This window comes from Streptomyces sp. Z423-1 (genome assembly GCF_013009255.1).
Lineage (GTDB): Bacteria > Actinomycetota > Actinomycetes > Streptomycetales > Streptomycetaceae > Streptomyces > Streptomyces gossypiisoli.
Map to the genome: position 1 here is coordinate 2,557,003 of NZ_CP053109.1, position 13,403 is coordinate 2,570,405.

General features: G+C 72.6%; 10 protein-coding genes and 1 pseudogene. 4 read left to right on the top strand and 7 right to left on the bottom strand.

Translation table 11 applies throughout. The features are described 5' to 3' along the window. Positions 1–66 precede the first annotated feature (66 nt). Positions 67–3,111, bottom strand: coding sequence for an EAL domain-containing protein (locus HJD23_RS11440; RefSeq protein ID WP_171112799.1), 3,045 nt, complete (start codon positions 3,109–3,111; stop codon positions 67–69). Between the two features lie 418 nt (positions 3,112–3,529). Continuing rightward, positions 3,530–4,480: a 2-hydroxyacid dehydrogenase gene (locus tag HJD23_RS11445; RefSeq protein ID WP_171112797.1), complete on the bottom strand. Its 951-nt coding sequence runs from the start codon at positions 4,478–4,480 to the stop codon at positions 3,530–3,532. A gap of 75 nt (positions 4,481–4,555) precedes the next feature. On the opposite strand from HJD23_RS11445, the gene HJD23_RS11450 reads away from it, so the two are divergent. After that, entirely contained in the window at positions 4,556–5,554 is a 999-nt protein-coding gene (locus HJD23_RS11450) for an aldo/keto reductase (protein WP_171112795.1), read from the top strand. A gap of 70 nt (positions 5,555–5,624) precedes the next feature. Then, positions 5,625–6,827: a PQQ-dependent sugar dehydrogenase gene (locus tag HJD23_RS11455; RefSeq protein WP_171112794.1), complete on the top strand. Its 1,203-nt coding sequence runs from the start codon at positions 5,625–5,627 to the stop codon at positions 6,825–6,827. Here HJD23_RS11455 and HJD23_RS11460 read toward each other — a convergent pair whose 3' ends face one another. From HJD23_RS11460 to HJD23_RS11480, 5 genes and pseudogenes are all read right to left on the bottom strand, one after another. Continuing rightward, positions 6,828–7,028 carry a DUF6191 domain-containing protein gene (locus HJD23_RS11460; protein WP_171112792.1) on the bottom strand — a complete coding sequence of 67 codons (201 nt, stop codon included), beginning with the start codon at positions 7,026–7,028 and terminating at the stop codon, positions 6,828–6,830. Between the two features lie 37 nt (positions 7,029–7,065). Next, positions 7,066–10,140 (bottom strand): helix-turn-helix transcriptional regulator, encoded by a 3,075-nt coding sequence (locus tag HJD23_RS11465; RefSeq protein WP_171112790.1) that lies wholly within the window; start codon positions 10,138–10,140, stop codon positions 7,066–7,068. Between the two features lie 80 nt (positions 10,141–10,220). Continuing rightward, the gene (locus tag HJD23_RS11470; protein ID WP_171112788.1) at positions 10,221–10,406 is read right to left on the bottom strand and encodes a hypothetical protein; all 186 of its coding nucleotides are present in this window, start codon (positions 10,404–10,406) and stop codon (positions 10,221–10,223) included. 128 nt (positions 10,407–10,534) lie between these two features. Next, positions 10,535–11,359 carry a dipeptide/oligopeptide/nickel ABC transporter ATP-binding protein gene (locus tag HJD23_RS11475; protein ID WP_240980982.1) on the bottom strand — a complete coding sequence of 275 codons (825 nt, stop codon included), beginning with the start codon at positions 11,357–11,359 and terminating at the stop codon, positions 10,535–10,537. Positions 11,360–11,420: 61 nt separating this feature from the next. After that, a pseudogene (locus HJD23_RS11480) lies at positions 11,421–12,430 on the bottom strand (ABC transporter ATP-binding protein). A gap of 168 nt (positions 12,431–12,598) precedes the next feature. Between HJD23_RS11480 and HJD23_RS11485 the strand changes: the two are divergent. Next, on the top strand, positions 12,599–12,946 hold the full coding sequence (locus tag HJD23_RS11485; RefSeq protein ID WP_171112786.1) for a hypothetical protein: 348 nt from the start codon (positions 12,599–12,601) through the stop codon (positions 12,944–12,946). An 80-nt stretch (positions 12,947–13,026) separates the two neighbouring features. Then, complete coding sequence (locus HJD23_RS11490) at positions 13,027–13,293, top strand: hypothetical protein (RefSeq protein ID WP_171111891.1); 267 nt, start codon at positions 13,027–13,029, stop codon at positions 13,291–13,293. Positions 13,294–13,403 lie beyond the last annotated feature (110 nt).

Here is a 13,403-nt window from a genome sequence, read left to right on the forward strand (position 1 = left end):
GCGCTGTCCAAGTACGAGAATTCGGGTGCGCATGGCACTGACCCTCCCCCTGGCGCGCACCCACTGTCAAGTGGGTGGGACGGGAGTCTCATTATGTGAGCGCAGGGGAGTGACGAGCGATGGGCCGACCGGTGTGGCGACGGGCGTGCCGACCGGTGTGCCGCCTCCGAAGACGGTGGTCACCCCTCCGGAGTACGTGCCCGCACCGCCGCCCGCGAAGGCGGGCTCGGCCGGTCCGTGCGGCACCGGGAAATGGCCGGAACCGAGCGCCCGGCGCAGCCGGTACTCGTCCAGTGGCCCGGAGAAGGCCATGCCCTGCCCGTGCGTGCAGCCCATCGCGCGCAGGGCGACGACCTGCTCGGGCAGATCCACGCCGTCCGCCACGGACTGCAGGCCGAGATCGCCGGCGATGCGCAGCAGCCCGCTGGTGATCTTGTGCAGCCGGGCGGACTCGACGACGCCCTCGACCAGGCCTCGGTCGAGTTTCAGCACGTCCAGCGGGAGGCGTCGCAGCGCCGTGATGGCGGCCGGGGAGCCGCTGCCGAAGCCGTCGAGCGCGATACGGACGCCGAGCCTGCGGAGGGTGCCCAGGCGACGCTCCAGGTCGTCCAGGGGGATCTTGGCATCGATGTCGGACAGCTCGATGACCAGCGCCCCGGACGGCAGCCCGTGCCGGGTCAGCAGCGCCTCGACGGAGCCGAGGGGCATCGACCGGTCCAGCAGCCGGCGGGCGGCCATCCGGACGGCGACCGGTACGGCGTGGCCGGTCGCGGCGCGTTCGGCGGCCCGTTCCACGGCCTCCGCCAGCGTCCAGCGGCCCAGCTCGGCCGTCTTGTCGCTGTCCTCGGCCACGCGCAGGAACTCCGCGGGCGTGAACAGCACCCCTTGGGACGACCGCCAGCGCGCCTGCGCGGTGACCGACGTGATCCGGCCGTCCTCCAGACACACCACCGGCTGGTGCAGCAGTGTGAACTCGCCGTCGTGCAGCGCGGCCCGCAGCCGGGTGGCCAGTTCCGCCTTGCGTACGACGTCCTGCTGCATCTGCGGCTTGTACAGCTCGACCCGGCCCTTGCCGGCCGACTTCGCGCGGTACATCGCGAGGTCGGCGTTGCGCAGCAGTTCGCCCGCGCCGAGGCCCGGTTCGGCGAAGGCGACACCGATGGACGCGGCGACCCGGACATCGTTGCCGTCGATGAGGTACGGCTGCGACAGCGTCACCCTGAGGCGGTCGGCGAGCTCCAGGATGTTGCGTTCGCGGGCGGCCCGGTCCCGGGTGCCGTCGCCGACGATCAGGGCCGCGAACTCGTCGCCGCCCAGCCGGGAGGCGGTGTCGCCCTGGCGGACCGCCTCCTGGAGTCTGTGCGCGGCCTGGACGAGCAGCTCGTCCCCGGCCTGGTGCCCGATCGTGTCGTTGACGGCCTTGAAGCCGTCCAGGTCGATGAAGAGCACGGCCGTGCCCCGCAGGGCGGCACCGCGGTCGGTGCTGCGGCGGCCGGACAGGGCCTGCTGGACGCGCCGGGTGAACAGCGCGCGGTTGGGCAGGTCGGTGAGCGGGTCGTGCTCGGCGTTGTGCTGCAACTGCGCCTGCAGGCGCACTCTTTCGGTCACGTCCCGGCTGTTGAAGATCAGGCCGCCGTGGTGCCGGTTGACGGTCGACTCGACGTTCAGCCAGCCGCCCTCACCGGACCGGAAACGGCACTCGATGCGCGTGGTGGGTTCCTCCAGGGGGCTGGCGGCGAGGAAGCGGCGCACCTCGTGCACCACGCAGCCCAGGTCCTCCGGGTGGATGAGTTCGGCCAGTTCGGTCCCCACCAGCTCGTCCGCGGGGCGTCCGTAGACCCCGGCGGCGGCCGGGGAGACGTACCGCAGGATGCCGTTGGGCGCGGCGATCATGATGACGTCGCTGGAGCCCTGCACCAGGGAGCGGAAGTGGTTCTCCTTCTGCGCCAGTTCCTGGGTGAGGGTGATGTTGTCGAGCAGCATGATCCCCTGGCGCACCACCAGCGCGAGCACGACCGTGCCGCCGGTGAGCAGTACCACGCGGTCGACGCTGCGGCCGTTGAGCACGTTGTAGAGGATCCCCAGCGTGCAGACGGCGGCCGCGAGGTACGGGGTGAGGGCGGCCAGCGAGCCGGTGAGCGGCCGGGTGGCCGGATACCGGCCGGGCTCGCCCTGCTGTGCGGGCGGGTGCGGGTGGGTGGTGCCGCGCTGCCCGGGCAGGTGCTCGTGCACCACGCGCGTGTGCGGCTCGTCGCCGGGCTGCCCGGGGCGCGGGGCGGTCCAGGGGGCGTAGGCCAGGAGCAGCGAGCCGGCGAACCAGCCGGCGTCCAGCAGCTGGCCCGAGTGGTAGTTGTTGTGCATCAGCGGTGAGGTGAACAGGGCGTCGCACATCACGGTCAGGGCGAGGGCGCCGATCGCGGTGTTCACCGCGGAGCGGTTCGCGCCCGAGCGCCGGAAGTGCAGCGCGAGCACCATGCTGACCAGGGCGATGTCGAGCAGCGGGTACGCCAGCGACAGCGCGGTGTGCGCGACGCCGGCGCCGCCGCCCTTGGCCGCCTGGGCGAGCGCGAGGCTCCACGACAGGGTGACCAGGGAGCCGCCGATCAGCCAGGCGTCCAGGGCGAGGCAGACCCAGCCCGCCTTCGTCACCGGCCGCTTGGCGAGGACCAGCAGGCCCACGATGGCGGGCGGCGCGAAGCACAGGAAAAACAGGTCGGCGTAGCTGGGGCTGGGCACGGGCTGTCCCAGGACGACCTCGTACCACCCCCAGACCCCGTTGCCCAGGGCGGCCATCGCCGAGGAGAGGGCGAACAGCAGCCAGGCGGAGCGGAACCGGACGCGGCGGCTGTGCGCGTACAGGAAGCACGACACGGCGGCCGCGCCGGCCGCGGCGCTCAGCCCGAAGTCACCCATGATCAGGGCGAGTTGGCCCGAGCCCCAGCCGACCGCGGAGCCGACGGCGTAGCCCGCGCACAGCAGGACCAGGACCAGTTGGGGATACATACCCGACCCGCTGCGGACGCCCTGCGGCCGGGGCAGCAGGGCGCCCCGCGCGCGCTGCGGCCGCAGCGCCCGGTCGAGGGTGGTCGTGGACGGCGAGGGCGCGTTCACCAGGCCCTCCCGGTCCGTACCACTCCGGCGTCCCGAGGGTCCCGGGGCGCGCCGTGTGCCTGCTTCCTGCGGCTGCTGTGCCTGCGGTGGTGATGGCTGTGGTGCCCGCCATGACTGGCGTGGCGGCCCCGTCGTCGCGTGGCCGTGCGCCAGGGCCGCCGTCGGCGCCCCCGCCTCGTCGGATCGTTCGTCCATAGGCCGTGCATCGCCCGTCGCCCCCCTCGCAGTCTGAACTGTCCATCCCCCGCGCCGAACGGTGAGCGGCGCAGCCCCTGTCGGGACGATACACCAGGATCGTCACTCAGGGACATAGCTTCTCTACGCTCAGTGACCACCAGGGGAGAACGCGGCACGGACCGCGTCCGGACGGTTGCGGAGGGTGCCCGAACCAGGTCAGGCGTCGGCCAGGCCGACGGTTCTACGCACCCCTCGCGCCCGTCGTTAGGATCACGTTGCGCAGCGGCTCGCGGTTCACGAAGCGGTGCAACTGGTCCACGAGCAGCCGCTTGGCGCGCGGCAGGAACGCGGACGTGGGGCCGCCGACATGGGGGCTGATCAGCAGGCCGGGCGCCTGCCACAAGGGATGTGACGGCGGCAGCGGCTCCGGATCGGTGACGTCGAGGGCCGCGGTGATCCGGCCGCTCTCCAGCTCCGTGAGCAGCGCCTTGGTGTCCACGACGGGACCGCGGGCGATGTTCACGAGCAGCGCGCCGTCCTTCATCCGGCTCAGGAACTCGTCGTTCACCAGCCCGCGGGTGGTTTCGGTGAGCGGCGTGGAGAGGATCACGACATCCGCTTCGGGGAGCAGGACCGGCAGTTCGGTGAGCGGGTGCACGGGACCGCGCGCCGTGGTGCGCTCAGAGCGCGCGACGCGCGCCACCCGCGCGAGCTCAAAGGGCGCGAGCCGGTCTTCGATGGCCGCGCCGATCGAGCCGTACCCGACGATGAGGACGGTCCTGTCGGCGAGCGCCGGCCGGAAACCGCCGATCCACTCGCCCCTGTCCTGGGCCCGGACGAAGTCCGGAATGCCGCGCAGCGAGGCGAGGATCAGGGCGAGGGCGAGCTCGGCCGTGCTCGCCTCGTGCACTCCGCGCGCGTTGCACAGGCGCACCCCCGGAGGCAGGTGTCCCAGCCCCGGCTCGACATGGTCGATTCCCGCGGAGAGCGTCTGCACGACCTGCACGGAGGTCATCTCGGGCATCGGCCGTACGCCGACCCCGGTGGGCTTCATGTAGGGGACGACGTAGAAGGAGCAGTCGGCGGGGTCCGCAGGGAACGTTTCTCCACCGTTCCAGAAGCGGTACTCCGGCCCGTCCGGAAGCCCCTCGATGTCCTCCGGCGGGATGGGCAGCCACACGTCAGCAGTCATGGTCAGAGGCTATGTGAGGGGCGGGGTGGTGCGGAGGTTAGGTTGGGGGGCCGGGACAGGGAGGGTTACGGGCAGGTGGAGGGCAGGACGATCGGCGCGGCGGCGCTCGCGGTGGGGGCCGTCGGACTCGGGTGCATGCCGATGAGCTGGGCGTACAGCACGTCACGGCAGCGGGGCGACGAATCGTTGCGGGCCGTGCACCGGGCGCTCGATCTGGGCTCGACGCTGCTGGACACGGCCGACATGTACGGCCCGTTCACCAATGAGCTGCTGGTGGGACGGGTGCTGAAGGAGCGGCGCTCGGACGCCTTTGTGTCGACCAAGGTGGGGCTGCTGGTGGGCGAGCAGCACATCGTGGCCAACGGCCGGCCCGGGTATGTGAAGCGGGCCTGCGACGCCTCGCTGCGGCGGCTGCAGACCGACGTCATCGACCTCTATCAACTCCACCGCGCGGACCCCGAGGTCCCGGTCGAGGAGACCTGGGGCGCGATGGCGGAACTCGTGCGGGCCGGAAAGGTGCGGGCGCTGGGGCTGTGCGCCGTGGGCGCGCGGGGCGGACGCCGGTCCGGGACGCGGCTGCACGATGCGACGATCCGGCAGTTGCAGCGGGTGCAGCAGGTCTTTCCGGTGAGCGCGGTCGAGGCGGAGCTGTCGGTGTGGTCACCGGAGGCGCTGGACGCGCTGCTGCCGTGGTGCGAGGCCCGCGGCATCGGCTTCCTGGCGGCGATGCCGCTCGGCAACGGCTTCCTGACCGGCACCCTCACGCCGGGCGAGGGCTTCGAGCCGGACGACATGCGGGCCCGCCACCCGCGCTTCACGGCGGAGATGATGGCCGCGAACCAGCCGATCGTGGCAGGCCTGCGCCGCGTCGCCGCCCGCCACGGCGAGGACGTCACACCGGCCCAGGTGGCCCTGGCGTGGGTGCTGGCCCAGGGGCGGCACGTGGTGCCGGTGCCGGGGACGAAGCGGGAGCGGTGGGTGACCGAGAACGCCAGGGCGGTGGGGGTACGCCTGACGGCGGAGGATCTGGCGGAGGTGTCGGGGTTGCCGGGGGCGCAGGGGTCCTGGGACTGAGTCGAGGCGGTTTTCGTGCGCCTGTGGTTCGGGATCCGCTGATCGGGAACCTGTGGGGCGCGAGCGGTGTATGACAAGTAGAACCCGCCGCGTCGAAGGGACCATGATCGTGCAACGTCGAGCTGTGACGGCCGTTCTGGCCGCGGCCACCCTCCTGCTCACGGCCGGCTGCTCCTCCGACGACGGCAGAGGCGGCCCACCGCAGGGGGGCGCGACGCCGAGTGGTACGTCGGCGCAGGCGTCGCCCTCCGGAGCGGCCGCCGAGGAGCCCCCGCCCGCGAAGGGTTCGGTGAAGGTCGTGCGCACGGTCACCGAGGGCCTCAACAGCCCCTGGGGGCTGGCCGCGCTGCCCGACGGCGACCTGCTGGTCTCCTCCCGCGACGAGGCCACCATCACGCGCGTCGACACGGAGACGGGCCGGAAGACCGAGGTGGGCGAGGTGCCCGGGGTGTCTCCGGCGGGCGAGGGCGGCCTGATGGGCCTCGCGCTCTCCCCGGACTACGCCTCGGACCACATGGTCTACGCGTACTTCACCTCGGCCTCGGACAACCGCATCGTCCGCATGCTGTACGACGAGCAGAAGCCCTCCGGCGAACAGCTGGGCGCCCCCGACACGGTCTTCCGGGGCATCCCCAAGGGCTTCATCCACAACGGCGGCCGGATCGCCTTCGGCCCGGACAAGATGCTGTACGCGGGCACGGGCGAGAGCGGCGAGGAGGGTCTGTCGCAGGACAGGGAGTCGCTCGGCGGCAAGATCCTGCGCATGACCCCGGAGGGCGAGCCGGCCCCGGGCAATCCGTTCCCGGACTCGACGGTGTACTCGTACGGCCACCGCAATGTGCAGGGCCTCGCCTGGGACAGCAAGCAGCGCCTGTTCGCCGCGGAGTTCGGCCAGGACACCTGGGACGAGCTGAACGCGATCGAGCCGGGCGGCAACTACGGCTGGCCGGAGGTGGAGGGCAGGTCCGACGACTCCGCGTACCGCAACCCGATAGCCCAGTGGAGCACCGACGAGGCCTCCCCCAGCGGCATCGCCTACGCCGAGGGCTCCATCTGGATGGCGGGCCTGGGCGGCGAGCGCCTGTGGCGCATCCCCCTGGACGGCACACAGACCTCCGCCGACCCCCAGGCCTTCCTGGAGGGAGAGTACGGCCGCCTGCGCACGGTCCTCGCGGCCGACGGCAACAAGCTGTGGCTGACGACGAGCGAGACGGACGGCCGGGGTTCCCCGGGTGAGGGGGACGACCGGATTCTGGAGCTGGAGGTGAGTTAGCTAGCGCGGCCCCTCCGACGCCGGCTGCTCGTTCTCGGTCGGCTCCGGTGGCCGTACCACCACCTTGCCGGACGCGAGGTCTATGGGGCCGCGGCCCGGGTCGCCGTCGCCGACGTCCTCTCGGGTCAGTTCCAGGCGGTTCTGTTCGTCGCGGGTGTGTTTGCGGCCGGGTGCGAACAGTTCCTCGAAGACGTTGAACACGGGGCCTCCCTCGGCCGGTTGTTTTACAGCGTAAGCCTCACCCTGCCGTCGGAGCACCGAGGGTTTCGGGCGGGAACAGGCCCAGCCGATGCGCCAGCGCCGCCGCCTCGCCGCGCCCCGAGACGCCGAGCTTCCCGAGGATGTTGGAGACGTGGACGCTGGCCGTCTTCGGGGAGATGAAGAGTTCCTCCGCTATCTGGCGGTTGGTGCGGCCGATGGAGACCAGGCGGAGGACGTCGCGTTCCCGGCTGGTGAGGCCGAGGGCCTGGACCGGGTCGGCGGCGGGCGACTGCTGCGGGGCCTGGCGGAGGCTGAGGCGGGCGCGCTGGGCGAGCAGGCAGGCGGCGTCGGCGAGGGGGCGCGCGCCGAGGTGGTCGGCGACGGCGTGGGCGAGGCGGAGCAACTCGATGGCACGGTCGCGGTCGTCCTCTCCCCCGGCGGTGAGGAGAGCCTCGGCGAGGCGGTGGCGGACGCGGGCGAGGTCGTAGGGGCGTTCCAGGCGCTCGAAGGCCGTGACCACCTCGGACCAGGTGTCCGGGTCGGCGATGCCCTCGGCGCGCTGGAGTTCGGCGCGTACCCACTTTTCGTGGGCGACCCAGATGGGAGCGCCGGTGGTGAGACGCTTGACCGTGCTGAAGATGCGTTCCAGGGTCTCCTCGCGGCCCTGCCGGGCGGCGGGCAGGCTGCGGCTGTCGGCCTCGGCGGTGGCGGCGGCGAGCAGCAGCTTCCAGCCGTAGCGCTGGGTGCCGGGCGGGATGCCGGCGTCGAGGGCGCGGTCGAGTTCACCGCGGGCGTCCAGGATGCGGCCTTCCGAGGCGGCGACGCCGATGGCGATGAAGGCCAGGGGGAGCCACTGCTGGGGCATGGGGTCGTGGGTGCCGAAATAGCCGTGTGCGGCGGCCAGTTGGCGGCCCGCTTCGGCGGCGTCGCCGCGGGCCAGGGCGACATTGGCCAGGCACAGGGCGGCCGTGCCCTGGGGCTTGGCGCTGTGGCCCCGGCGCAGCGCGTTCGACGCGGCTTCGGCGGACTCGTCCCAGCGGCCCAGTGAGAACAGCGAGTCGGAGAGGTTGCCCCAGACCCACGCCTCGGTGTCCAGCAGGCCGTACTTCCGGGCGAACCCGGTGCCCTCCTCCAGGATCCCGGCGGCTTCGAGGGAGCGGCCGACGGCTTCGAGTTCGGACGGGAGGTTGACGTACGTACGGCCGGCGACATGGGTGAAGGACCCGGCCAGGGACTGCTCCTTGACCTCGTACATCTCCGCGAGCCCCGCTTCGATGTCGCCGGCGTCGACGAGGAGGACGCCGCGGGTGACGCGGGCGTTCAGCTCGACCTCGCGGGCCTCGACCATGCGCGCGTACTCCACGGCGCGCTCGGCGGCGGCGAGGGCCTCGGCGCCGGGCTGGTGCAGCATGGACCAGCCGGCGACGTTGGTCAGGACCTCGGCGTGCACTTCGGAGGGCGGCAGTCCACGGACCAGTTCCTGGGCGGTGGCCAGTTCCTTCCAGCCGTCGTCGCGGGCCTTCGCCTGGACCAGGCGGGAGCGCTGGACCCAGAACCAGGCGGCCAGCAGCGGGTCGTCCTCGTCCTCCAGCAGGCGCAGCGCCCGCTTGGTGATCTTCAGGGCGCGTTCGCGTTCTCCGCAGAAGCGGCTTGCGACGGCGGCCGCGGCCATCAGGTCGAGGTAGCGCAGCGCAGTGTTCGCCTGATCTCCGCCGTCCGGAGCGCGGTACACGTCCGTGTAGCCGGCGGGGCGCAGTGCGGCCCGGACGTCCTCGGGGGCGGGGTCCCACAGCTCCATCGCGCGTTCCAGGAGCCGGAGTTGCTCGGAGTAGGCGTGGCGGCGGCGGGCGGCGACGGAGGCGTCGAGGACGGCGGGCAGGGCCTTGGCGGCGTCATGAGCGTGGTACCAGTAGCTGGCCAGGCGCATGACGCGCTGGTCGGCGGGGACGAGGCCCGGGTCGGCCTCCAGGGCTTCGGCGTAGCGGCGGTTGAGGCGGGAGCGCTCGCCGGGCAGCAGGTCGTCGGCGACGGCTTCGCGGACCAGGGAGTGGCGGAAGCGGTAGCCGTCGCCGGTGGCGGCGGCGAGCAGGATGTTGGCGTTCACGGCCGCGCGCAGCGCCTCGATGAGGTCGTCCTCGGCGAGACCGGCGACGGCGGCGAGCAGCCGGTACTCGACGGTGGAGCCGCCCTCGGCGACGATCCGGACGACCCGCTGGGCGCTCTCGGGCAGCGCTTCGACGCGGACGAGGAGCAGGTCGCGCAGCGAATCCGTGAGTCCGGTGCGGCAGCCCTCGTGGGCCGCGACGGCGAGTTCCTCTACGAAGAAGGCGTTGCCGTCGGAGCGCTGGAAGATCTCGTCGACCTGGGCGGGGTCGGGTTCGGCGGCGTGGATGCCGGCGATCTGGCGGGCGACTTCCGCGCGGTTGAAGCGGGCGAGTTCGATGCGCTGGACCGTGCGCAGCCGGTCGAGTTCGGCGAGCAGCGGGCGCAGCGGGTGGCGGCGGTGGATGTCGTCGGAGCGGTAGGTGGCGAGGACGACGAGGCGGCCGGTGCGCAGGGTGCGGAACAGGTAGGCGAGGAGGTGGCGGGTGGAGGCGTCGGCCCAGTGCAGGTCCTCCAGGGCGACGACGACGGTGCGGTCGGCGGCTACGCGCTCCAGGAGGCGGGCGGTGAGTTCGAAGAGGCGGGCCATGCCCTCCTCGTCGGGCCGGCCGGTGCCTGTGTCACCCAACTCGGGGAGCAGCCGGGCCAGTTCCTCCTCCTGTCCGGCGGCCGCGGCGGCCAGTTCGTCCGGCAATTCCCGGCGCAGGGCGCGCAGTGCGGTGGAGAACGGGGCGAAGGGCAGCCCGTCGGCGCCGATCTCGACGCAGCCGCCGAGCGCGACGACGGCGCCCTTGCGGGCCGCCGCGGTGCTGAACTCCTCGACGAGTCGGGTCTTTCCCACGCCCGCCTCACCGCCCAGGAGCAACGCCTGCGGCTCTCCCCCAGTGCTCAACGCCTGGGAGGTACCCCCACCGGCAGCGCGGGCGAGCGCGTCGTTCAGCGTGTCCAACTCCTCGGCGCGGCCGACGAAGACGGGACTGACGGACCTGGTCTCCACAAGTCCGAGCATCGCACGGGGGTCCGACAACGCGGCACCGGTTTTCCCGCGGTGGCGTCCGTCCCGCGCGCCGTCCCCCGGCCCGGCCGCGCTCACGCGGTGCGTGGGGACCGGTTCCGCCGTGGACGGCGGGTATCCGCCTCGTTCCCGGCGGCGCGTTCGGCGGCTTCCCGGCGGGCGGCGCGGCCGCTGCGTATGACTTCGCGGACCAGCCGCTCGTGCTCGGCCCGGCGGATCAGTTCGGCGGAACGGATCTGCTGGAGCTCGTACGCGTACATCTCTTCTCCCCCGGAGAGTTCGGTGTGCGGTATCGCTCGGTGCGATGCCTCCACCTTCGTTTCCCAGGAGGGTTCGCCACATCGGGAGAGTTCCGTATCTTCGGCAGGGCCAGGGCCTTGGAAGGCACTTAGTACGGCACCGGTTCGGCAGGGCATCTCCTAAGCCCCCGCCTAAGAGCCGGCATACCCGGCCTAAGTCCCCGGTCAGGCCCACGCGGACCGCGCCTCCAGCGGGAAGTGGCACAGGACGGTGTGTCCTCGGTCTCGCCGTGTTCGATGACCTTGCCCAGGTACATCACCGTCACCCGGTCGGAGATGTACCGCACCACGGACAGGTCGTGGGAGATGAACACGTACGCGACGCCGAGCCGCGACTGGAGTTCCGAGAGCACGGTGAGGACCTGTGCCTGCACCGACAGGTCCAGGGCGGAGACGGGCTCGTCGCACGCGATGAGGTCGGGGTCCAGGGCCAGCGCGCGGGCGATGCCGATGCGCTGGCGCTGCCCGCCGGAGAACTCGTCGGGGTAGCGGTGGGCGTCGCTCTCCCGCAGCCCGACCAGGGACAGCAGTTCCCGGATCCGCCTCTCGCGGGCCTTCGCGTCCGGGACGACGTCCCGGTGGGTGCGCCAGGGCTCGCCGATCAGATCGGCGGCCGACATACGGGCGTTGAGCGAGGCGAAGGGGTCCTGGAAGACCATCTGGACGCGGCGCCGCCAGTTCAGCAGTTCCTTGCCGCGCAGGGCGAAGGGGTCGACGCCGTCGTACCGCACCGTGCCCGCGTCGGGCCGTTCCAGTCCGAGCAGCACCCGGGCCAGGGTGGACTTGCCGCAGCCGGACTCGCCGACGAGCCCGAGCGTCTGTCCCCGGCCGAGCTGTACGTCCACTCCGTCCAGGGCGGTCAGCCGGCGGCGGCCGCTGCCGAAGCTCTTGGTGACACCGTGGACCTCCAGCAGCGGCGGGTGTCCGTCGGCCGCCTCGGCCCGGGGTTCGGGGGTGGCGGTGGTGGCGCGGGACTCAGACACGGTCGAGCTCCTCGGAGAAGTGGCAGGCGGCCGAACGTCCGTCGCCCGCGCTGCGCAGGGACGGCCGTTCCCGGACGCATCGCTCCCGCACCAGCGGGCAGCGGGCCTGGAAGACACAGCCGGGCGGCACCGCGCTCGGCTCGGGCGGGCTGCCGGGTACGGCGGGCAGCGGGCGCCCGCGCTCGGCGTCCTCGGGGACGGAGTGGAGCAGTCCGCGGGTGTAGGGGTGGCGGGGGGAGGTGAAGACGTCGTGCACCGTGCCCTGCTCCACGACCGTGCCGGCGTACATCACGACCACGTCGTCGGCGCGCTGGGCGACCACGGCCAGGTCGTGGGTGATCAGTACGACGGCCATGTGCCGCTCGTCCTGGAGGTCCCGCAGCAGCCGCATGATCTGTGCCTGCACGGTGACGTCGAGCGCGGTGGTCGGCTCGTCGGCGATGAGCACGTCGGGGTCGAGGGCGACGGCCATCGCGATCAGCAGCCGCTGGCGCATGCCCCGGAGAACTGGTGCGGACAGGACTTGGCCCGCTGCCGCGACTCGGGGATGCCCACGCGGGTCATCAGCTCGATCGCCTTCTCCTGGGCCTGTCGCCGGGAGAGTCCGCGGTGGATGCGGAACGGCTCGCCGATCTGCCGGCCCACCGGCTGCACCGGGTCGAGGGCGGTCAGGGCGTCCTGGAAGACGATGGACAGGACGGGGCCGGCCAGCTTGCGGCGTTCGGCCGGGCTCAGCCGCAGGGTGTCCTCGCCCCTGACCCGTACGGCGCCGCCGGTCACGGAGGCCGCGGGGTCGAGCAGCCCCACCACCGACAGCGCGGTCATCGACTTGCCGCAGCCGGACTCGCCGAGCAGGGCGAGCGTGCGGCCGCGGCGGACGCTGAAGCTGACGCCGTTCACGGCGCGGACCGTCCCGGAGGGCGTGCTCAGGTCCACGCACAGCCCTTCGACGTCGAGGGCGGGGTCGGTGCCGGACGGGGCGGGGGCGGAAGTGGTCGTCACGGGATCATCTCCGGAGGAACGGCGGCGGAGGCACAGCGCCAGGATCGTCACCAACTGCGCCAAGAACCCCGCGATCGCCTGCCCGTACCACGGCGCCCGGCACGCCCACCCGGTCGCGCTCGATGGGCGGGTCCTGCGCCGGCCGACCCCCGCCACGACGGCAGTCCGATGACGACCGCGCCTGCTCGCCTCAACCCTGAACAGCTCGCCGAGCGACTCGACGCCCTCGGGGACACCGCGGGCGCCGTGTTCGTCCGCGCGCTGGCTCGCGAAGCGGAAGTCCTTCGTGGCGAACGCGATGCCCTCGCCACGTTCGCACGCACCATCGCCGCCCTGTCGGGCAACGGCCGGACTGCCAACACCGACCTCAGCGGGCAGGCGCACGAGGCTCTGGACACCCTGCGCGTCACCGGGCGCTGCCCGGTGAGCGAGAGCCGACGGCACTCCGCCAAGCGCTCCGGGTCGTCCGGTCTGACCCGTTGCGGACACTGTCACGCCCGTCTCCGCCGCAGCTGAGACTCCTGGCCAGTCCCCTGACCCCGCTCGGCCGCGCCTGCGGCCAGGCATTGTCAGTCCCCTACGTAAGGATCACCTGTATGACGACTCTTCCCGCCGATCCGCAGCTGTCCAGCCGCACCGAATACGAGGCCGCGCTCCAGACCCTGAGTGAGGCATCGCAGGCGTACTACGGTGACGGCGACAGTCCGCTGGACAGAGTGCCGGGCAGGACCACGGCCTCGGCCCGCTTCAGGTCCGACTCCGCGGCGTGGCCGTCGCGGCTGCGCAGCTCCGCCGCGCCGCCGGTCCAGTACGAGGTCACCGCGCTCACGTGTGGTTGGGCGGCGAGGCGTCTGGTCAGCTGACCGCCCGCGGTCCGGGCAGCCGGACCGTCGACGGAACCGGTGCGGGACTCCGCGACGACGACCAGGTTGGGGGACGCGCGCCCCCAAGCGCTCGGCCGCCACAGCGGCGG